A 21090-nucleotide genomic window follows, 5' to 3' on the forward strand; every position below is an offset into this window, starting at 1 on the left:
CTTTCCCTTGCCTAAACGGAAAATCCCGCGTTTCATGGGATTTGTCCCGCAAAACGGGTAAGGAGGATTTCCATGACCAACCCAAAACTAACCGCCGCTGCTTGGCTTTTGATGAGCTCAACCGCTTGGGCCGGGTCCGACGCAATCACGCTGGGGATGGTTCTGGAACCGCCAAACCTTGATCCGACCGCCGGAGCCGCTGCTGCGATTGACGAAGTCGTTTACGCCAACATCTTTGAGGGACTGACAAGATTTGGTCCGGATGGCGCGGTCCTGCCCGCGCTGGCCAGTGATTGGAGCGTCAGCGAAGACGGCCTGACCTATACCTTCACTCTGCGCGAGGGTGTGAGTTTTCACGATGGTACCACAATGGATGCCGATGACGTGGTGTTCTCGCTGGATCGTGCGCGGGCCGAGGATTCGACCAACGCGCAGAAGGCATTGTTCAAGGATATCGAAAGCGTGACAGCCGTCAGCCCGACTTCGGTCGCGGTGAAGCTGTCCGCCCCAAACGGCAACTTCCCCTTCAACATGGCGTGGGGGGATGCAGTGATCGTGGCGCCTGAAAGCATCGAGAACGCGGCAACCAACCCGGTCGGCACCGGGCCGTTCACCTTTGTCGAATGGGCCAAGGGCGATCATGTGAGCATCGCGCGCAACGACGCCTATTGGGGCGACGCGCCCGCGCTGGCAACAGCGACGTTCAAGTTCATCTCGGACCCGAACGCGGCCTTTGCGGCGATGATGGCTGGCGACGTAGATGCCTTCCCGAACTTCCCTGCGCCCGAGACGCTGGCCCAGTTCGAGGCCGACCCCCGTTTCACCGTGATCGTCGGCTCGACCGAGGGCGAGACGATCCTGTCCACCAACAACAAATCCGGCCCTCTGGCGGATGTCCGCGTGCGCAAAGCAATTGCGCATGCGATCAACCGTCAGGACATCATCGACGGCGCGATGCATGGCTATGGCACACCGATCGGTACTCACTTTGCCCCGCACAACCCGGACTATGTGGATCTGACCGACCAATCCGGTTTTGACCCCGAGATGTCGAAAGCTCTGCTGGCAGAAGCCGGAGCAACAGATCTAACCCTGCGCCTGATGTTACCGCCCCCCGCCTATGCCCGCCGTGGGGGCGAGATCATCGCCGCCCAACTGCGTGATGTCGGCATCCAGACCGAGATCTCGAACCTCGAATGGGCGCAATGGATCGAACAGGTGTTCAAAGGCAAGGATTTCGATCTGACCATCGTGAGTCACACCGAGCCCGCAGACATCAACATCTATGCCCGCCCGGAATACTATTTCCAGTATGATAACGCTGATTTCCAAGCGCTGATCGAGAAGCTCTCGGTCACTTCAGACCCTGCAATGCGGTCAGACCTAAACAAACAGGCCCAGCAGATCATCGCGGATGACTATGTGAACGGCTATCTGTTCCAGCTGGCAAAAACCGGCGTGGCAAATGCCAAGATCAACGGGCTGTGGGAAAACGCGCCCACTCAGGCCAATGACCTGACTGGCGTTAGCTGGTCGGACTGATCAACTGAAATCACGATCAAAGGGCGTCCGCAGTGGGCGCCCTTTATGTTTTCGTCGCATTCGGATTGGGTGTTACGCGGCGCTTCAGCACAGCTTCGCGCCACGTGATATAGGTGACGGCGGTCATGATCATGCCAGCGCCAATGACCACCCACATATCGATAGGCTCGTTGAACAGGAAGACGCCAACTGCGGACGCCCAGATGATCTGCAGGAAGGTGACGGGTTGGGTGACGGACACAGGCGCCTCAGCAAACGCGCGCGTCATCGAGTAGTGCCCGGCCGTGGCAAAAAACGCTACCAGAACCAACCACCCCGCCTGAACAAGCGTGACCGGTTCCCAAACGTACCAAGCCACTGGCAGCAGACCGATGGTAACGGTTACCGACATCATCGCGACGATCTGCGCGGCAGTGGCGTCTTGCGAAAGACGTTTCGCGATCAGATAGGACGCACCAAGGAAGATCGCGGTGAACACCATCGCCAGATGGCCGTCGCCCAGCTCGCGTACGCCGGGACGCAACACGATCAGCACGCCCATAAACGCGACGCCAACCGCCATCATGCGTCGAGTCGAGAACGTCTCGCCCAGAAACATTGCTGCGCCCAGCATGACATAGATTGGGTTCAGGTAATTCATCGCCGTCACCTCGGCGATGGTGATTTGGGTCATGGCATAGAACCAACACGTCACCGCGCCCACATGCACCACGCCGCGCGCCACAAACAGCCGCCAGACCAGCGGTGAAAACCGCGCTTGGGGAAGTTTCACAAGGGCGGGCAGGACGAACAACAGGCCAAACAGAAACCGCAAAAACGCCGCTTGGGACGAGGGCATCGCCTGACCTACATATTTAACCAGCACGTTCAGACCGACGAACAGAAACCCTGCCGCCAGCATCCATGCGATCCCATGCGCGGGGCGGTCCAAGGTCTGAGTGCTGCTCATCCGGCGACAAGACACTGGATTGGATACAAAAACAAGAGACCCCGGCGCGGCAAAACCGAACCGGGGTCTGAATTCTTTCCAAGGGCGCGCTTACAGCTGCGCCATCACCTCGTCCGAGGCTTCGAAATTGGTGGTGACGCGCTGCACGTCGTCATCATCCTCAAGCGCATCCAGCAGCTTCATCAGCTTTTGCATATTCTCAAGGTCCAGCTCGGTCGTGATGTTCGGCTGCCAGATCAGCTTGGTCGATTCACTTTCACCCAGTGCAGTTTCCAGCGCGGTCGACACTTCGTTCAGATCCGTGTCCGCACAGGTGATACGGTGGCCGTTCTCATCGCTTTCGCAATCTTCGGCGCCCGCTTCGATGGCAGCTTCCATCACGGTGTCTGCATCGCCAGCGTCTGCGCCATAAATCACTTCGCCTTTGCGGTCGAACATGAAGCCCACCGACCCGGTTTCACCCAGATTGCCGCCGTTCTTCGAGAAGGTTGAGCGCACAGTCGACGCGGTGCGGTTTTTGTTGTCGGTCATGGTCTCGACGATGACCGCGACGCCATTGGGGCCATAGCCTTCATAGCGGATCTCGTCATAGTTTTCAGCGTCGCCACCTTGCGACTTCTTAATCGCGCGTTCGATCACGTCCTTCGGAACCGATTGCGACTTGGCCTCTTTCACAGCCAGACGCAAACGCGGGTTCTTGTCGGGATCAGGATCGCCCATTTTGGCGGCCACGGTGATCTCTTTTGCGAGTTTCGAAAAGAGCTTCGAGCGCAGTTTGTCCTGGCGACCTTTGCGGTGCTGGATGTTTGCCCATTTTGAGTGGCCAGCCATGGCGACCTCCGTCTGCTGTGTCGGTTCTATCTGTCAGTTTCCACGTTCAATACCGCAAGGCAGCCCGGAGGTTCAAGGTGGCAAGGCAAGCTCGTTGGAATCGGGCTCCAATCAGTTCGGATTCAGGTGCGAGCTTTCATCTGACGACGCTTGGCGGTCATCTTCAGGCCGTCACGGATGTTCAGCCCCAACAAGGACAAATTCATGGCACCCGCAGCAAGCTCGATGCCCTGAACCACATAAAACATCGTATCAAACGCGCCGTTGCTGGCCTTGTAGTTCAGATAAAGCGCGGCAGGTACCAGTACCAACAAGCCCGCGCCCGCGATGATTGGCATGCGTTTTTTCTTCGCCTCTATCAAGGCACCTTTGCGTTTGGCCCCCAAAGACATCCCGGTTGCGCCGACTATGGCCATCGCGGGCACCATTACGATCAGAGCGTAGACGATCGTCTGCTTCACCATCGCAATCGCGGCGTGGCTGCCGAATACCTCGACCGTGACAGAGCTGGTCCAAAAGCTAAGAACGCACAAAAAGGCGATAGTTCCGGCGGCGGCGTGGATCTTCGTTTTCATGGCGTTTCCTTTCCTGATTCTAATTTATATAGCATGCTATATATTATTGCATAGCTCGCTATGCAAGTGTAATCTTCGGTATGGAATTCAGTAAAAACACCTCCGCCGGCTTTCTCGTCAATCACATGGCTCGACTGTTCGCCAAAACCCTTCAGAGCAACATCACCGATCTGGGTCTGACTTGGGGTCAGTTCCCCATCCTGATTGAACTATGGGAAAAAGACGGACGGACCCAAAAAGAGCTGGTGACGCGGCTAGATTTGGAACAAGCCACAGTCGCCAACACGCTGAACCGGATGGAGCGCGACGGGCTTGTGCGCCGGGTTAAGGATCCAAATGATGGACGGGCGCAGCAGATTTGGCTGACCGAGACCGCGAAGGCCTTGCGCGTGCCGGCACAGGCCGCAGCAAAGACAAGCAACACGCAAGCGCTGTCTGTGCTTACGCCTGACGAGCAAACTCAGCTCATAGCATTAATGAAGCGTGTCATTGATGGATTTAGCGACACACGCTAAGCCCGTTCATCCTTGGGCGAGCCCATTACAACATGTGTCACCAGTTGATGCACCTGCGGCAGCGTGCCCAGCTTGTCGGTATGAAACCGCTTGTAAGCGATCAGGTCTTCGGCCTCGACGCGCAGCAGATATTCGACAGTGCCGGTGATGTTGTGACACTCGCGAACCTCGTCATACAGCGCCACGGCCCGTTCAAACCCTTCCTGCGCCTCTTTTGTATGATCCTTAAGGCCCACGGTGACATAAGCCACGAATCCTACGCCCATCGCCACCGGATCCAGCACAGCTCGATAGCCTGCGATCACGCCCTGCCGTTCCAGCTCCTGCACACGGCGCAAGCAAGCTGACGGCGACAATCCCACGCGCTCTGCCAGTTCGGTATTGGGTAGACGCCCATCGCTGGACAGTTCCCGCAATATTCGATTGTTTATTTGATCTTGCTTCATCATTAATTGCAGTAATAGCCGATAATCATGCAACTTTGCAATCTGGCGGCGCGCGATGTCCGCAATAATCCCCTTATGACTTACGATCTCCTCTTCGCGCTCGTCGCCTTCGCTTTCGTCTCGTCCATCACGCCGGGGCCAAACAACCTGATGCTGATGGCGTCGGGGGCCAACTTTGGTTTCGTGCGCACCATCCCGCATATGCTGGGCGTGGCATTAGGGTTCACGTTGATGGTGGTGCTGGTAGGGGCTGGGCTTATGCAGCTCTTCGACCTCTATCCGGTCAGCTATACCATCTTGAAAGCGGGCAGCGTGGTCTACCTGCTGTGGCTCGCATGGAAAATTGCCCGCGCCTCTGAGCCTGGCATGGGCAAGTCCGGTGGCACTCCTATGACATTTCTGCAAGCTTCTGCCTTTCAATGGGTGAACCCGAAAGCTTGGGCGATGGCGTTGACCGCAATCAGTGTCTACGCACCGACGCGCGATATGGGGGCAGTCCTGTTGGTGGCGGTGATCTTTGGAGCAGTGAACTTGCCTTCAGTGTCCACTTGGACGGTTCTGGGTCAGAAAATCCGCGTGATCCTGACCAATCCCACCCGACTGCGCGCTTTCAACGTCACCATGGCCTTGCTGCTTGTTGCCACACTTTTCCCCGTAATCTACGGGTGACGCGCCCTGCCCCACGCGGTACTCCTTGGGCATGACAACTGATCAGATTATTCTCTTTTCGCTATTCGGCGCCGTGTTCGGCCTGCTTCTCTGGGGCCGCTTTCGTTATGATATCGTGGCCTTTTCCGCGCTGATGGTGGGCGTCGTCCTTGGCGTCGTCCCCACGAAAGAGGCGTTTTCCGGCTTCGGCCACCCCGCTACTCTGGTGGTGGCGTTGGTTCTGGTCGTATCAGCAGGGCTTGTCCGATCCGGGGCTGTGTTCTTGATCACCCGCACGCTTGTGGACGCGTCGCGATCATTGGGCGCACATATCACGCTTATGGGCGCCATTGGTGGCGTGCTGTCGGCCTTCATGAACAACGTGGCCGCGCTGGCGCTGTTGATGCCGGTTGACATTCAGACCGCCCGCAAAGCGGCGCGCCCCGTTGGATTAAGCCTGATGCCACTGTCCTTTGCCACCATCCTTGGTGGCATGGTGACACTGATCGGAACGCCTCCCAACATCATCATCGCCGCCATCCGCGAAGACGCTTTGGGAGAGCCTTTCAAGATGTTCGACTTTGCCCCCGTGGGCGGTGTCACAGCCATCGCGGGCCTGATCTTCGTTGCCTTGATCGGCTGGCGGTTAATCCCACAGCCTGACGCCGGAAAGAACGGATCAAACCCGATGGACGAGTTCAGCCAATACGTGGCCGAACTGACCGTGCCGGAAGGCTCGAAGCACGTTGGCAAGCGCCTGAAAGATCTACTGGAGGATGCCGAAAAGAACGATGTCGCCATTCTTGGCCTCGTCCGTGACGGCACACGGCGCTATGGCACCCAACGCGGTACGAAGCTGAAAGCACATGACGCATTGGTGTTAGAAGCCACGCCCGAGGCGCTGGACGAGTTTCGAGCGGCGCTTGGCCTGGCATTTGCCGAAGGTCACCGCGAAGAAAAACTGAAAGCCGAGGGCGACGGTCTGTCAAAGATCGAGGTCGTTGTCCCCGAAAACTCTCGGATCGCGGGCAAGACGGCACAATCGATCGGTCTAAATTGGCGCCAACGCTCTGTTCTGATGGGCATCTCGCGTGCCGGCAAGAAGATCACCCAACAAATGCGCAAGACCGAGGTCCATCCGGGCGATATTCTGTTGCTTCTGGTTCCTCAAGGGAACGAAGCCGACGTCACCGAATGGCTGGGCTGCCTGCCGCTGGCGGAACGCGGCCTGACCGTGACCCGCGACGAGAAAGTCTGGCTGGCCATCGGTCTCTTCGCGGCAGCTGTCGCGGCCGCAAGCCTTGGGCTGATCTATCTGCCCGTCGCTTTGGGGCTGGTCGTGGTGGGCTATGTGTTGGCCAAGATCGTACCCCTGTCCGAGCTTTATACCCATATCGAATGGCCCGTCGTTGTGCTGCTTGGGTCGATGATCCCGCTGGGGGCTGCATTGGACAGCTCGGGCGGCACCGAACTGATCGCCGGTGCGCTGGTCGGCGTGACCGAAGGGTTGCCCGCATGGGCCGTACTGACCGTCTTGATGATCGTAACGATGACGCTGTCGGATGTTCTGAATAACACCGCCACGACCATTGTCGCGGCCCCCGTCGGCATTCAGATGGCACAGGCGTTGGGCAAGAACCCTGACCCCTTCCTGATGGCCGTGGCAATCGCTGCATCCTGCGCCTTCCTGACCCCTATCGGGCACAAGAACAACACGCTGATCCTTGGCCCCGGCGGCTATAAGTTCGGAGATTACTGGCGCATGGGTCTGCCACTGGAAATCTTGGTCGTAGCCGTATCGATCCCTGCGATTTTGGTGTTCTGGCCGCTATAGAGAATCGGGAAACAGATCCGGCGCTCGGGTCTCTTTCTTCCAATCGGTGATGGCCAAGACCAGATCATCCCGCCAACTCTCACGTGTCAGCCCCGGAACATGCGCCTGTTGTCCGTCGCGCATCACCTCACGGATCGCGTGTTTGAACAGATAAAATCTGTGCAGATCCGGAGTTTCGTGATCGAACCACAGGCGCGACACTTTTTTGAGCGCATCAAAATCATCCCCCCCGGCGGCAAGAACATCGGAAAGATGCACCCAAGCCAGCCACCGCGTGGCGGTTGCGGGGTCACCCGGCAGGAAGAGATGCAAATCACGCGCGACATCCCGGATTAAGTCAGACAGCTCACCCCAATGGGCCGGGCTGGGCAGGCTTGAAAGCGTGTAGAGCGCACCACTTTCAATGGCGCGTGCCGCGACATTACCGTTTGGGGCATCCACGACCGCAGCACTTGCCCATGACAGCATTTGATCCGCCCATTTCTGTGCCAGACCGTCCACGTCGAAATTCAGCGACCTACGCCCCAATAGAAGCAAGCTCGTGCGTTCAGGAAAGGCCGGTGCGGACACTTACAGCGGCCAGAAGAACGGAATCAGAGCAGAGGCCAGAATACCTACGGACAGGTTCAACGGAATGCCAACCTTCAGGAAGTCCGAGAATTTATAGCCACCCGGCCCGTAGACCAGTGTGTTGGTCTGATAGCCAATAGGCGTCGCAAAACTGGCCGAGGCCGCGACCATCACGGCAACAACCAGCGGGCGCGGATCAAGGCCCAGCGCGGTCGCCAGCCCGATGGCGATGGGTGTCACGACCACCGCCACGGCGTTGTTTGACACAAGTTCTGTCAGAACCGAAGTCAGCAGATAAATCGCCCAGACAATCAGGAAAGGGGGAAGCTTACCCAGAAGCGGCGCGATGCCTTCTGCGATCAGCGCCACCGCGCCCGAGCTTTCAAGCGCGGCCCCAATGCCCAGCATCGCAAAAATCAACACCAGAAGACGGCCATCCACAGCCCCAAAGGCCTCGTCCGCGTCGATGCACCGGGTCATCAGCACCACGGCCACAGCCAAGACGGCCAACAGGAAAATCGGGGCGACGCCAAAGCCCGCCAGCGCCACCAATCCAATCAGCACGGCCACCGCGATCGGCGCATGACCGCGGCGATACTCGCGGTCCGACGGAGCCGTCACATCGACCAGATCCATATCCTGTGCCAGTCGCTGAATATCCTCGGGGGCGCCTTCCAGAAGAAGGGTATCCCCGACGCGCACAACCAGATCATCCAACTGACGGCCAATATTCTGGTTCTTGCGGTGAACGGCCAGCGGATAGACACCATAACGACGACGTAGACGCATCTTGCCCAGCTGCTTACCAACCATTTTGCACCCAGGTGAAATCAACACTTCAACCGTGGTCGTTTCCACCGCCGACACCTGATCCACGCGTTTCAGGCTTTTGTCACGCTGCAGACTAAGAAGCTCGGTCATTGCTGTCCGCAGAACCACACGGTCACCCACTTGAAGCGTCACGCCCTCCAAGTTGCGTCGCAGCGAGGTATCACCGCGCACCACATCGACCAGCCGAACGCCTTCGCGCTTGAACAGCTGCACCCCGTTAACCTCGCGCCCGATCAGGTTGGATTCCGGCGGGACCACGGCCTCGGTAAAAAACTTCTTGCGCGATCTATCGGTCAAAAGCGTGGCCATGCTGTCGCGATCGGGCAGGATCTTCGGCGCAATGAAGCGCAGATAAAACATACCCCAAGCGACCAGAACGACGCCCAAAGGGGTGACCTCAAAGATTGTGAACGGCTCAAGCCCGCCATCGCGTGCCACACCATCCACAAGCAGATTGGTTGAGGTGCCGATCAGCGTCAGCGTGCCCCCCAGAATGGCCCCATAGCTCAGCGGGATCAGCAGTTTCGAGGCCGACTTCCCAATCTTCTTCGCCAGCTGGATAAAGACAGGGATCATCACCACCACGACCGGCGTATTTGATACAACCGCAGACGAGATCACGACGAAGCCCATCAACACCGACAGCGCCAGCATTGGGCTGTGTTCAGCCTGTTTTTCCGCAATCTGTGTAAACCACTGAAGCGCGCCGGTTCGTACCAGTGCCCCCATCACGATGAACATCGCTGCGATGGTCCATGGGGCCGGGTTCGACAGCACTTCGAGCGCGCTATCGTAGTCCAGAATACCCATGACCAGCATGATCGAGACACCGCCAATGGCGACGACTTCGGTTGGGAAGCTTTCTCGCAGGAACAGGATGAACATCCCGCCCACTGTCATCAGGGCAATCACCGCCTGTGTGGTGGCGCTGAACTCGAATAAACCCATGCAATGTCCCCGTTTAATCGCTTGGAACAGTTTTGCCCTGCACATGTGTCATGGGCAAGCACGGTTTTGCAGTTAAACGGAATTTGGCAGATTGCTTAATCCGCATCCAAAGGGGAAGCGTTCTGAAGCCGCCCGCCGTTGCGCACCATCTGAACCCGCGTGGCCTTGCCCGAGCGATCGTCAGTTTCGATGTACAGACCTGACAACGTGGCCTCGCCCTCGGCTGGGGTAAATCGCCCTTTGGCCATACCAGTCACGAAACGGCGCATGGGCTCTTCCTTCTGCATGCCGATGACGCTGTTGTAGTCGCCACACATCCCGGCATCCGCCATAAACGCCGTACCCTTGGACAGAATCTGCGCGTCGCCCGTTGGGATATGCGTATGCGTACCCACGACCACACTGGCGCGTCCGTCGCACCAATGGCCGATTGCCATCTTCTCGGATGTTGCTTCGCAATGGATATCAACCAGCGAAGCCTGCACTGCCCCACCCAGAGTGTGGCGCTTCAGAACCAGATCTACCGCCGAAAACGGATCGTCATAGGCGCGTTTCATGAAGACCTGACCCAGCACCTGCGTCACAAGGATCTTGCGACCGCGCGCATCCGCAAAAACCCGCGCGCCCACGCCGGGGCAATCTTTGGCATAGTTCAAGGGACGGATGATGCGCTTTTCCTGTTCGCAGAAGCTCAGCATATCGCGTTGATCGAAGGCATGATCCCCAAGGGTAATCACGTCCACACCCGCATCCAGCAGCGTTTTCGCGTGACCCGCATTCAGCCCATGCCCGCTGGTGGCGTTTTCGCCATTTGCAACGACGAAGTCGAGCTTCCAGTCATTGCGCAGCGTCTTCAGCCGCTCCGTCACCGCGCGCCGTCCAGCACGCCCCATGATGTCACCAAGAAAGAGTATTTTCATGGGACGTAGCCCTAGGCGGCTTTTATCCCAAGGGCAAGAGTTTGGCGCAAACTACCCTGCAGTTCCGGACGGGTCAGAACCAGATCACGCCATCATCGGTCACAATCGCGTCCAACGGTTGGTCCGTGGGCTCAAGCGGCAGATCTTCGGCCTCTTGCGCGCTATAGGCATAGCCGATGGCCAAGGTTGACCGTTCGGCCCGCAGCCCTTCCAGCGTGCGGTCATAGAAACCGCCACCGTAGCCCAGACGCCCGCCGTTGCGATCAAAGGCCACCAACGGGACGACCACAACCTCGGGCGTGATGAACCTGAGCTTGGCAGGCACTTGCGCGCCAAAGGGGCCATCCACCATGTCACTGTCCGGGCGCCAATTCGCGAATTTCAGGGGCAGTCCAGTGCCCTCAATATACGGCACGCCAATGGATGACCACGCGGCCATCGCGGCCATCGCGGGCAGCGGATTGATCTCGGTTCGGATCGGCATATAGCCCGCCAACGTCTTACCTTTGTGGTCATTCAGGACCGAAATCAGATGCGCCATGCCCAGCGCAGAGCGCGCTTCGGAATGCGCTTCTTTGCGGCGAGCAAAGGCAGCTTTACGGGCGGCCGCTTTAACGGCAGTCAGGTCAGTCATGTCGAGGTCCAGTCAGGGTCGTCAGATCAGCATTACAGCAGCAAGACCAAGGAAGGCGAAGAAGCCCACGACATCCGTCACCGTGGTCACAAACGCACCCGAGGCCAGTGCCGGATCGATATCCATCCGGTCCAGCACCACCGGGATGATAACGCCTGCCAGCCCTGCGATCACAAGGTTCACGACCATCGCCACGCCGATCACGACACCCAAAAGCGGTGTGCCAAACCAGATGACGCCGACAATCCCCATGACCACCGCAAAGATGACCCCGTTTACCAGCCCAACAGCCGCTTCACGCCAGATCACACGCCATAAGTTGGCCGAGGTCAGGTCTTTCGTGGCAATGGCGCGTACAGCCACGGTCAGCGACTGCGTACCCGCATTGCCGCCCATCGAGGCGACGATGGGCATCAGAACTGCCAGCGCGACGAACTGGGTAATGACCTCGTCAAACTGTGCGATCACCAGTGACGCCAAGATCGAAGTTACAAGGTTCACCGCCAGCCATGGGAAGCGACGCTTTGTGGTTTCCACCACTTTATCAGAAAGCGAGCTTTCCTCGGCCACACCGGCCAGACGCAGAATGTCTTCTTCGTGCTCTTCATCCAGAATGGCCATCGCGTCATCAATGGTGATCACGCCGACCAGACGTTCATCGGCATCCACAACAGGGGCCGAAATCAGGTGGTACTGGTTAAAGGCATAGGCGACTTCGCCCTCGTCCTGCAGGACAGGAATTGTGCGGAAACTGTCTTCGGTGATCGCGGTCATGGGCACTTCACGGGCGCTGCCCATCAAGCGTCCCAGTGTGACGTATCCTGTTGGACGCATCCGCGGGTCGACCAAGATCACGTGATAGAATTGTTCGGGCAGATCATCTTGCGCGCGCAGGAAATCAATCGTCTGCCCAACATTCCAATGATCCGGTGCCACCACCAGCTCGCGCTGCATAAGACGGCCAGCTGATTCCGCAGGATACGAGAGCGACTGTTCGACCACCACGCGGTCATCGTCATCTAGGGCGTCCAGAACGGCTTCGGTCTGTGGATCGTCGAGATCTTCGATCAGGTCTACGACGTCATCGGTTTCCAGAACGCGCACGGCCTCGGCCAATACGGCGGGCTCCATGGCGTGTACCACGTCCTCGCGCAGACGCTCGTCCAGTTCAGACAGAACCTCGCCGTCGAATTCGGCACCATAAAGACGCACAAAGATGTCGCGCTCATCGTCAGGCAGCTGTTCGACAAGGTCAGCGATGTCGGCGGCGTGCAGTGGGTCAAGCAGCGCTTGAAGCGCGGGGCCATTTTCGGCAGCCAGCGCGTCGCGAACAGGACCAAAGGTTTCACGATCCAGTTCGTAGTCACCTTCTTCGGGCGACTCGTCGATAATTTGATCGTCCAGCATCGCGCGCCCTCCGTTCGCCGTTTGGCCCGACCATAGGCCAAGCCTTCCCGCAAGTGAACCGGCAGAAAGTCATTGAACAGGCGAAATTCGCAGCCTACCGTGGACGACGGCGATCACGGAGGTTCCTATGGAACTGCTTCTAGGACAGGTACTTCAGTTCAACGACACCCCGTTTCAGGGGCGTCCCGAGGATACGGCCACGCATATCCGGCGCGGAGCGGTTCTGGTACGGGACGGAATGATTGCAGATGTGGGCGAGGCAGACGCCCTGCGCGCCCTGCACCCTGACGCAAGCGTGACCGATATGGGCGATGCACTGTTGTCGCCCGGCTTCGTCGCCACCCATGTGCACTACCCGCAAACCGCCATCATCGCGTCTTGGGGCAAGCGGCTGATCGACTGGCTGAACAGCTATACCTTTCCCGAGGAAAGCCGGTTTGGTGACGCGGACCACGCAACCCAGATCGCTGAGACCTATTTTGACCTTGTGACGGCAGCGGGCACCACCACGTCGGTCAGTTATTGCACGATCCATCCTGAAAGCGTGGATGCCTATTTCACTGCGGCGCAATCGCGCGGGCTCCGGGTTTTGGGCGGCAAGACCTGCATGGATCGCAACGCTCCGGACAATCTGCGCGATACGGCGCAGTCGGCCTATGACAACAGCAAAGCTTTGCTTGAACGCTGGCACGGGCAGGACCGACTGTCCTATGTGATCACGCCGCGCTTCGCCCCAACCTCGACCCCCGAACAGCTGGAGGCGTTGGGATCGCTTTGGACCGAGCATCCGGACCTTCTGATGCAGACCCATATCAGCGAACAGCACGAGGAAATTGCGTGGGTCGCGGATCTATTCCCTGATGCGCGCGATTATTTGGACGTGTACGAAAAGTTCGGGCTGGTAGGAAAAGGCGCTCTTCTGGGCCATGCGATCCATCTGACCGAACGCGAACGCGACCGGATTCGCGAGCTGGACGCTAGTCTCATCCACTGCCCAACCTCGAACACCTTCATTGGCTCCGGGCTCTTTGACATGCAGGGACTGATGGCTCAGGGGCATCGGATTGGGCTGGCCACCGACACCGGCGGCGGGTCCAGCTTTTCGATGCTACGTACGATGGCCGCAGCCTATGAGGTTGGGCAATTGTCCGGCACAGCGCTGCACCCGGCACAACTGTGGTGGCTGGCAACTGCAGGATCTGCGCAGGCAATCCATATGGGGGACACGATTGGCCGTCTGGCCCCGGGATACGAGGCTGACATCATCGCGGTCGATTTGGCATCAACCCCCGCAATCGCTCAGCGCGCGGCACGGGCCGAGACCATTTGGGAAGCGGTTTTCCCCACCATTATGATGGGAGATGACCGGGCAATTTCTGCGGTCTGGGCAGGTGGGAAGAAACTGCGCTAACCCATTAGGCGTGCGGCCAGTCTGTTTTGGTCTTCGATCACGCGGGGCAAATCCACTGTGGTCATATGACCATCGCGCACAACTTGACGTCCCTCGACAAACAGATCACGCACTCGGCGCGGTCCAACCAGCACAAGTGCCGCCGGATCCCAGCTGCCAGCGCTGTCCAACCCCGTCACATCCCAAATGGCGATATCCGCGCGTTTCCCGACGGCGATCTGGCCGCAATCGTAGCGCCCCAAGACCTCGGCCCCACCGCGTGTTGCGATGCGCAACGCCTCACGCGCACTCATCTGATCGGCCCCAAGTGCCACGCGCTGCAACAACATGGCCTGCCGTGCTTCGTCCATCAGGTTTCCCTGATCATTCGACGCAGATCCATCCACACCAAGTCCGACTTTGACGCCCGCATCTCGCATCGCGCGCACAGGTGCGATCCCGGACCCAAGGCGGCAGTTGGAACAGGGGCAATGCGCAACACCTGTCCGTGTATGCGCAAACAGATCAATCTCGTCCCCATCAAGCTTGACGCAATGGGCGTGCCAGACATCGTCCCCGACCCAACCCAGTTCCTCGGCATATTGGCCGGGACGGCAGCCAAATTGTGCCTGAGAGTATGCGATGTCTTCGTCATTTTCTGCCAAATGAGTGTGCAGCATGACCCCTTTGTCACGCGCAAGGGTGGCAGCGTCGCGCATCAAATCTCGGCTGACCGAGAAGGGAGAGCACGGAGCGACCCCCACACGCAGCAGTGACCCCTCTGAACTGTCATGAAACGCATCAATGACACGGATGCAGTCCTCGAGAATATCAGCCTCGCGTTCGACCAATGCATCGGGTGGCAATCCACCGTCGCTTTCGCCGATAGACATCGCCCCGCGTGTGGGGTGAAAGCGCAGACCGACAGCCCGCGCACCATCGATTGTGTCCTCCAGACGTGCTCCGTTCGGGTAAAGATACAGGTGATCCGAAGACATGGTACAGCCAGACAGCGCCAGCTCGGCTAGCCCAACCATTGCCGAGACCCGCATTTCGTCCGGACCGAACCGCGACCAAATCGGATAAAGCGTCTGCAGCCAACCAAATAGCAAGGCATTCTGCCCTCCCGGCACCGCACGGGTGAGCGTTTGATACAGGTGGTGATGCGTATTGACCAATCCGGGCGTCACGACGGCACCACTGACGTCAATTACCTCGCCCTGAGTCTCAAGATTTATGCCAATCTTTTGAATGGTGCCGCCAGACAGAAGGATATCGACGCCCGACAGTTCGTCATCCCCGTCATTCATGGTCAGAACAGTACGCGCGTTCTTGAGTAAATAGTCCAAGTTGCCTCCTTCCGCCCATTTCGGTGAGACAACTCGAGATCCACGACAGAAAGGGCAAAGGACTCGTGGATAGAGAAATTCTGCCACAAAGGTACCGAGAGAAGCAACTACCCCTAATCCCGGTTACAGATCGGCGCTAATCGGGGGGCTCTTATACTTTATGTAATACTTCAAGTGCCGCCGCGTGGATTTCGGCATTAGCCGCGGCTACCACCCGACCGCCTTGATGAGCCGGACCACCCTGCCAGTCGGTCACAATGCCCCCTGCGGCTTCAATCACAGCAATCGGCGCCTGAACGTCATAGGGCTGCAACCCCGCCTCGACCACTAGGTCGATTTGGCCGGCAGCAACCAGACCATAGGCATAACAATCCATTCCATAGCGCGTCAGCTTCGTTTTCGGGGCTAGGGCATGAAAGGCCGCGCCTTCTTCAGACGTGCCGACTTCGGGGAACGTCGTGAATAGAATCGCATCAGACAGATCGGTTGTGCTGCGAGTCTTCAATGCTCGGCGCCCCAATGGACCATCGACCCAAGCTTCGCCGAAGCCGCCAAGGAACCGCTCTTTGATATATGGTTGATCAATGATGCCCAGTTCGGGACCATCCTCTCGTCCGACGGCGATCAGAACCCCCCAAGTGGGTGTGCCCGATAAAAACCCGCGCGTGCCGTCGATTGGATCCAGAACCCATGTCAGACCGCTGGTACCCGCTTTCTGGCCAAACTCTTCACCAAAGATGCTGTCGTCAGGGCGCAAGGAGGCCAACACATCGCGCATCGCCTTTTCGGCAGCACGATCGCCTTCCGTCACCGGATCGAAACCCTCGGAAAGCTTATTATCCGCCGTCAGGTCGGCAGATCGGAAAAATGGAAGAACCGCATCACGCGCCGCATCAGCCAAAGCATTTGCTACGCGGATTAGGTCAATCTGAGTGTCTTCGTTCAATCTCTGCATCGCCGATCCCCCATGCTGTCTTAAGCGCGGTACCAGCGATGCCCAAGCTGCGTCAAGCGTCAGGCGACATCCGACAAAACGCGGGCCAGTTCGAACAGACGGCGGCGCTGATTCTCTGGAATGGCATAGTAGCTGCGTACAAGCTCCAATGCTTCCTTATCTGCAAGGATATCGCCGGGCAAAGTGTCTTCGCCTGTTTCATCCACGTGGTTCTCCAACCCCTCGAAAAAGAAGTTGACCGGTACAGACAACGCCGCAGCCATGTCCCAAAGCCGGGAAGCCGATACGCGGTTCATACCGGTTTCATATTTCTGGATTTGTTGAAACTTGATGCCAACTTTTTCAGCCAGTTGCTGCTGAGTCATTCCCACCATCCAACGCCGATGACGGATACGTTTGCCTACATGGATATCCACAGGATGCTTCATCCAATTACTCCTCGTTAACACGCTGCTAGGCAGCCCTACCTACTTCCAACTGATCAACCGCTGCATCAGCGAATGAAGAATGACACCGTCAATCACATATGGTCCGCACCCTAGGCGAATTCGAACACTCGCTCACCACCACTGCGGGTATAATTCCGTGCGATCAACACGCAAGCTTTGTCTAACATATTCATAAAAGTAATGCAATTTCACACGTTAACTGAAAGCTGTCAGAACTGCTGGCTCAGCCCCTCTCGATTTTTTCACGCGGCCACGCTACATCACGGGCAGGAGGCCCCATGAAAACACTTCGCGTTACAGAGCTAGGCAAACACCCGACATTAATCGATTTGCCCACCTTGCCCATCCAACCGGGACACGCCCGTGTCGACATTCGTGCCTGCGGGCTGAATTTCGCCGATCTTCTGATGACAAAAGGAACCTATCAAGACACTCCAGAGGTTCCGTTTTCCCTTGGGATGGAGCCAGCGGGCGTTGTGACCGAGCTCGGCCCAGACACAGATGGACCTGCCGTGGGCACCCGCGTCGTCGTGTTTTCCGGCAAAGATGGATTGGCAGATGAGGGCGTTTTTCCGGCAAATCGTTGCTTGCCCCTGCCCGACAACATGAGTTTCGAGGACGCAGCCGCGTTCCAAATCGCATATGGCACTAGCCATATGGCGCTGGACTACAAAGCTCGACTTCAGCCCGGTGAAACATTGCTGGTGTTGGGGGCTGCCGGGGGAGTTGGCTTGACCGCCGTCGAGATCGGAAAAGTGATGGGCGCACGGGTTATCGCCTGCGCGCGCGGGGCGGATAAGCTGGAAATCTGCAAACGCGCAGGCGCCGATCATGTGATCGACAGCACCTCGGAAGACATACGCGAGGTTGTCAAAGCACTTGGCGGGGCGGACGTAGTCTATGACGCTGTCGGTGGCGAGCAAGGCGAAGCCGCGTTCCGCGCCACCAATCCCGACGGAAGGTTTTTGTATATCGGGTTTGCCTCGGGCGACATGCCCAAGCTGAAACCCAACCACATGCTGGTGAAGAACATCACCGCGATCGGTCTGTACTGGGGTGGCTATCTGAAGTTCAAGCCTGAGGCTCTGACCGACAGCCTGCGCCAGCTTCTGGATTGGTATGCCGATGGCAAGATCAACCCGCATGTCAGCCACACTCTGCCACTTGAACGGGCCGAGGATGCGTTAGAGCTTTTGCGCAGCCGCAAGTCCACAGGCAAGGTCGTGGTTACGATGGGGCCGAACATCTAGGCCCCATCCCGTGCCCTACAGTTCGTCAAACGCGCGCCGGATCATGACCAACAGATCATCCATCGCCTGATTGCTGCTTTTGGCGGCATACATGTTCACTTGCGTCACCGCGAGGTCCGGCAGCGCGCCGCCGTGGTCGACCAAGTCCAGATCACTGCGCACCGTGCCTTCGATCACCGCATGAACGGCGAGATCCGCAGACAGTGATGCCTCGATGGTGCGGGTCGAATCGCTTTCGACCCCCATTTCCCACGCGATGCCTGCCTCGTCCAACGCCTGCTGCACCCCTTTGCGGAAAATGCAGTTGTGCTCGAATGCCAGGCGCAATGGACGCTGCCGCCACGCTTGCCCACCCGGAGCCCCAACCCAGACCAGCGGCAACGCGGTCAAGGTCTCGCCGCCCGCGTCCATGTCCTCTTCCGTGGTCAGAATGGCGTCACATTCCCCCCTCGCGAACATCGCCTTCAATCGGCTGGTATACGAGGAGATCAGCTGGACCCGCATCCGCGGATAGGCCGCGTGGAATTGGCGTAAAACCTTTGGAATCGCTGGATAGACGACGTCGGCTGGCACGCCTAGAACGACCTCGCCCTCAAATGCTTGATCGGTCAGACGTGCGTATACCTCGTCATTCAGACGCAGAATGCGGCGCGCATACCCCAACAGTTGCTCGCCATCTGCGGTTAGGGACACGCCACGCCCCGAACGGTCCAGCAATGGACGCCCCAGACTTTCCTCGAGACGTTTCAACTGCATGGAGACCGCCGATTGCGTCAGATGCAAAAGACCGGCCGCGCGGGTGACACCACCGGCATCCGCTACGGTCGCAAAACTGCGAAGAGCAGTCAGGTCAAGGTTACGCGGCATATCACCTCCCGTGATGATTTAGTACAAAATCATTCATTTTACTTATCTCATTCGATCAAGCATAACGATCAAGAATTTTGATGCAACAAGCATCATTCATCGCAAACACGAAGGAGAGACGAGATGACCGCCGTAACCTGCACAAATGCCCCAGCCGCAAAACGCAACTTCTCGCTGCTGGCGTGGCTTGCAACCGTGATCCAGACCCGTCGCGAGCGCGTGGCCCTGTCACAGTTGGACGCCCAGCGTCTTGACGATCTTGGCCTGACCCGCGCACAGGCACAAAGCGAAGCCAACCGCCCGATCTGGGACGTGCCTTCGCATTGGCAACACTGACCAATTCACGCTGTTAAGCACTTGAAAATTGCGCCGCCCTTGCCAATATAACGGCCAAGGGCGGTTTCTATTTCGGGGACCGCCAAAGAAAGTTTGCTTGGAGGTCTAAATGGCTGAGTTTGACACGATCCACGCTGGCGCTGGTACACGCGCCGCGATCGACGAAGGGCTGCGCGCCCATATGAACAAAGTGTACGGCACCATGTCGGTGGGTCTGCTTCTGACCTTCGCCGCCGCTTGGGCCGTGGGCAACAATGCCGCGATGATGGAAACGCTGTTCACCGGCTTTACCCGTTACATCGTGATGTTTGCCCCGCTGATCATGGTTTTTGCCTTTGGCGCAATGATCAACCGCCTGTCCGCTGCTGGCGCACAGCTGTTCTTCTATACCTTCTCGGCCGTGATGGGCGTCTCGATTGCCTATATCTTTGTGATCTTCACCGGGATGTCCATCGCACAGACATTCCTGATCACCGCAATCGCCTTCGCAGGTCTCAGCCTGTACGGATACACGACCAAGCGTGACCTTGGGCCGATGGGCACCTTCCTGATCATGGGTTTGATCGGCATCATCATCGCGTCGATCGTGAACATCTTCATTGGTTCGTCGATGATCCACTTCGCCATCTCGGTGATCGGTGTCCTGATTTTTGCTGGCCTGACCGCCTATGACACGCAGAAGATCAAGACCGACTATCTCGCGCATGCCCATGCTATGGACAGCGAATGGCTGGCGAAATCTGCGATCATGGGTGCACTGAGCCTGTATCTGGACTTCATCAACCTGTTCATGTTCCTGCTGCAGTTCCTTGGCAACCGCGAGTAATCAGAACACGTTGACGTGCTTTCGGGGCCGGTCCTAGTGACCGGCCCTTTTTCGTTGCGCTAAGGTAAACCTATGAACCGGTTGTTTGAAAACATCGCGAAGCTCATCCTCAGCCCGCTTCTGACAGCTCAGGCGCTGAGGGTACGGAAGACCGCAGCCACGCTGCCCGAACCGCCTGGGCATCGTTTCGGAGCACAGGGGACCGGCCCTAACCTGTCGCTGATGATCGTCGGCGACAGCTCTGCCTCAGGGGTTGGTGCCCCCCATCAAACCGAGGCGCTGTCAGGGCAGCTCGTAAGCGCGCTTGGCGCGTCGTATCACGTCAACTGGCGCCTACTGGCCCGGACCGGTTCGACGACCCGCACCACCCTGCCCCTGTTGAAATCCCAAACGCCCGAGCAGACAGATATTGTTCTGGTCGTGCTTGGGGTGAACGATGTGACCAGTCAAATGCCGCTCTATCGCTTGCTCGCGTGCCGAGCCGAACTCTACACACTTCTTTTCGAGAAATGGGGGGCGAAGCGCGTGATCGCTACCGGCATCCCTCCGATAGGAAGCTTCCCGCTGCTACCCAATCCCCTGCGCTGGGTTCTCGGCCTGCAAGCACGTCGCTTCGACCATGCGCTTGCCGAACAGGCCGCGTCCATGGGGGTAGACTATATGCCCTTCGACGTACCTTTAACGCCCGAGATGATGGCCGAAGACGGGTTCCACCCGGGGCCCAATGCCTATTACCTTCTGGGACGTAAAGTGGCCGCACAAATCCTGCACCGCTAGGCACAAACGAAAAAAGCCGCCCCAAAGGGACGGCTCTTTACCCAAAGAATGGCGATCTTACTTGATCTTGCCTTCTTTGTATTCAACGTGCTTGCGCACAACCGGGTCGTACTTTTTGACAACCATTTTCTCGGTCATGGTGCGTGCATTTTTCTTGGTCACATAGAAGTGGCCGGTATCCGCGGTCGAGTTCAGGCGGATTTTGATTGTGGTCGGCTTCGCCATAACAACAGCTCCTATC

23 protein-coding genes are annotated in these 21090 nt (G+C 58.0%); 9 read left to right on the forward strand and 14 right to left on the reverse strand.

The window, feature by feature from the left end; translation table 11 throughout:
* Positions 1-72: 72 nt before the first annotated feature.
* Complete coding sequence (locus tag ACP15F_RS10765; protein WP_424940791.1) at positions 73-1542, forward strand: ABC transporter substrate-binding protein; 1470 nt, start codon at positions 73-75, stop codon at positions 1540-1542.
* Positions 1543-1585: 43 nt separating this feature from the next.
* Here the strand turns inward: ACP15F_RS10765 and ACP15F_RS10770 are convergent, their stop codons facing one another.
* The 3 genes from ACP15F_RS10770 to ACP15F_RS10780 form a co-directional block, all read right to left on the reverse strand.
* Entirely contained in the window at positions 1586-2491 is a 906-nt protein-coding gene (locus ACP15F_RS10770) for a DMT family transporter (protein WP_424940792.1), read from the reverse strand.
* Positions 2492-2581: 90 nt separating this feature from the next.
* Positions 2582-3322: a YebC/PmpR family DNA-binding transcriptional regulator gene (locus tag ACP15F_RS10775; RefSeq protein WP_424940793.1), complete on the reverse strand. Its 741-nt coding sequence runs from the start codon at positions 3320-3322 to the stop codon at positions 2582-2584.
* A gap of 122 nt (positions 3323-3444) precedes the next feature.
* Positions 3445-3897, reverse strand: a complete 453-nt coding sequence (locus ACP15F_RS10780; RefSeq protein WP_424940794.1) for a hypothetical protein — start codon at positions 3895-3897, stop codon at positions 3445-3447.
* A gap of 125 nt (positions 3898-4022) precedes the next feature.
* On the opposite strand from ACP15F_RS10780, the gene ACP15F_RS10785 reads away from it, so the two are divergent.
* Complete coding sequence (locus tag ACP15F_RS10785; protein WP_424940795.1) at positions 4023-4412, forward strand: MarR family winged helix-turn-helix transcriptional regulator; 390 nt, start codon at positions 4023-4025, stop codon at positions 4410-4412.
* Here ACP15F_RS10785 and ACP15F_RS10790 read toward each other — a convergent pair.
* A complete protein-coding gene (locus tag ACP15F_RS10790; RefSeq protein WP_424940796.1) occupies positions 4409-4861 on the reverse strand; it encodes an Lrp/AsnC family transcriptional regulator in 453 nt (150 codons plus the stop codon). The two genes, ACP15F_RS10785 and ACP15F_RS10790, sit on opposite strands and share 4 nt — an antisense overlap.
* Before the next feature lie 72 nt (positions 4862-4933).
* On the opposite strand from ACP15F_RS10790, the gene ACP15F_RS10795 reads away from it, so the two are divergent.
* Positions 4934-5527 carry a LysE family translocator gene (locus ACP15F_RS10795; protein ID WP_424940797.1) on the forward strand — a complete coding sequence of 198 codons (594 nt, stop codon included), beginning with the start codon at positions 4934-4936 and terminating at the stop codon, positions 5525-5527.
* Positions 5528-5558: 31 nt separating this feature from the next.
* Positions 5559-7340 carry an SLC13 family permease gene (locus tag ACP15F_RS10800; protein ID WP_424940798.1) on the forward strand — a complete coding sequence of 594 codons (1782 nt, stop codon included), beginning with the start codon at positions 5559-5561 and terminating at the stop codon, positions 7338-7340.
* On the opposite strand, the gene ACP15F_RS10805 is transcribed toward ACP15F_RS10800, so the two are convergent.
* The 5 genes from ACP15F_RS10805 to mgtE all read right to left on the reverse strand — a co-directional run bounded on the left by ACP15F_RS10805 (position 7335) and on the right by mgtE (position 12650).
* Positions 7335-7910, reverse strand: a complete 576-nt coding sequence (locus tag ACP15F_RS10805) for a hypothetical protein (protein ID WP_424940799.1) — start codon at positions 7908-7910, stop codon at positions 7335-7337. The genes ACP15F_RS10800 and ACP15F_RS10805 overlap by 6 nt on opposite strands.
* Positions 7911-9689: an SLC13 family permease gene (locus ACP15F_RS10810; RefSeq protein ID WP_424940800.1), complete on the reverse strand. Its 1779-nt coding sequence runs from the start codon at positions 9687-9689 to the stop codon at positions 7911-7913. It lies immediately after the preceding gene.
* 95 nt (positions 9690-9784) lie between these two features.
* The gene (locus tag ACP15F_RS10815) at positions 9785-10609 is read right to left on the reverse strand and encodes a TIGR00282 family metallophosphoesterase (RefSeq protein WP_424940801.1); all 825 of its coding nucleotides are present in this window, start codon (positions 10607-10609) and stop codon (positions 9785-9787) included.
* Positions 10610-10682: 73 nt separating this feature from the next.
* The gene (locus ACP15F_RS10820) at positions 10683-11243 is read right to left on the reverse strand and encodes a 5-formyltetrahydrofolate cyclo-ligase (protein WP_424940802.1); all 561 of its coding nucleotides are present in this window, start codon (positions 11241-11243) and stop codon (positions 10683-10685) included.
* A 21-nt stretch (positions 11244-11264) separates the two neighbouring features.
* Entirely contained in the window at positions 11265-12650 is a 1386-nt protein-coding gene (gene mgtE / locus ACP15F_RS10825; protein ID WP_424940803.1) for a magnesium transporter, read from the reverse strand.
* Between the two features lie 127 nt (positions 12651-12777).
* Here mgtE and guaD point away from each other — a divergent pair, with 127 nt between their 5' ends.
* Positions 12778-14061: a guanine deaminase gene (gene guaD, locus ACP15F_RS10830; protein WP_424940804.1), complete on the forward strand. Its 1284-nt coding sequence runs from the start codon at positions 12778-12780 to the stop codon at positions 14059-14061.
* Here the strand turns inward: guaD and ACP15F_RS10835 are convergent.
* From ACP15F_RS10835 to ACP15F_RS10845, 3 genes are all read right to left on the reverse strand, one after another.
* Positions 14058-15389 carry an 8-oxoguanine deaminase gene (locus ACP15F_RS10835; RefSeq protein WP_424940805.1) on the reverse strand — a complete coding sequence of 444 codons (1332 nt, stop codon included), beginning with the start codon at positions 15387-15389 and terminating at the stop codon, positions 14058-14060. The genes guaD and ACP15F_RS10835 overlap by 4 nt on opposite strands.
* 151 nt (positions 15390-15540) lie before the next feature.
* Complete coding sequence (hisN, locus tag ACP15F_RS10840; RefSeq protein WP_424940806.1) at positions 15541-16344, reverse strand: histidinol-phosphatase; 804 nt, start codon at positions 16342-16344, stop codon at positions 15541-15543.
* Positions 16345-16403: 59 nt separating this feature from the next.
* Positions 16404-16772, reverse strand: coding sequence for a helix-turn-helix domain-containing protein (locus ACP15F_RS10845; protein ID WP_424940807.1), 369 nt, complete (start codon positions 16770-16772; stop codon positions 16404-16406).
* Between the two features lie 299 nt (positions 16773-17071).
* Here ACP15F_RS10845 and ACP15F_RS10850 point away from each other — a divergent pair, with 299 nt between their 5' ends.
* Positions 17072-18043: an NADPH:quinone oxidoreductase family protein gene (locus tag ACP15F_RS10850; protein WP_424940808.1), complete on the forward strand. Its 972-nt coding sequence runs from the start codon at positions 17072-17074 to the stop codon at positions 18041-18043.
* Positions 18044-18058: 15 nt separating this feature from the next.
* On the opposite strand, the gene ACP15F_RS10855 is transcribed toward ACP15F_RS10850, so the two are convergent.
* The gene (locus ACP15F_RS10855) at positions 18059-18910 is read right to left on the reverse strand and encodes a LysR family transcriptional regulator (protein WP_424940809.1); all 852 of its coding nucleotides are present in this window, start codon (positions 18908-18910) and stop codon (positions 18059-18061) included.
* 123 nt (positions 18911-19033) lie between these two features.
* Between ACP15F_RS10855 and ACP15F_RS10860 the strand changes: the two genes are divergently transcribed.
* The 3 genes from ACP15F_RS10860 (at position 19034) to ACP15F_RS10870 (ending at position 20849) form a co-directional block, all read left to right on the forward strand.
* Positions 19034-19246 (forward strand): DUF1127 domain-containing protein, encoded by a 213-nt coding sequence (locus ACP15F_RS10860; protein ID WP_424940810.1) that lies wholly within the window; start codon positions 19034-19036, stop codon positions 19244-19246.
* 109 nt (positions 19247-19355) lie between these two features.
* Positions 19356-20072: a Bax inhibitor-1/YccA family protein gene (locus ACP15F_RS10865; protein WP_424940811.1), complete on the forward strand. Its 717-nt coding sequence runs from the start codon at positions 19356-19358 to the stop codon at positions 20070-20072.
* A 72-nt stretch (positions 20073-20144) separates the two neighbouring features.
* Positions 20145-20849, forward strand: a complete 705-nt coding sequence (locus ACP15F_RS10870; protein ID WP_424940812.1) for an SGNH/GDSL hydrolase family protein — start codon at positions 20145-20147, stop codon at positions 20847-20849.
* A 57-nt stretch (positions 20850-20906) separates the two neighbouring features.
* Here the strand turns inward: ACP15F_RS10870 and rpmG are convergent, their stop codons facing one another.
* Positions 20907-21074 (reverse strand): 50S ribosomal protein L33, encoded by a 168-nt coding sequence (rpmG, locus tag ACP15F_RS10875; protein WP_008034579.1) that lies wholly within the window; start codon positions 21072-21074, stop codon positions 20907-20909.
* Between the last annotated feature and the right edge of the window lie 16 nt (positions 21075-21090).

The organism is Aliiroseovarius sp. S253 (assembly GCF_049800855.1).
Lineage (GTDB): Bacteria > Pseudomonadota > Alphaproteobacteria > Rhodobacterales > Rhodobacteraceae > Aliiroseovarius.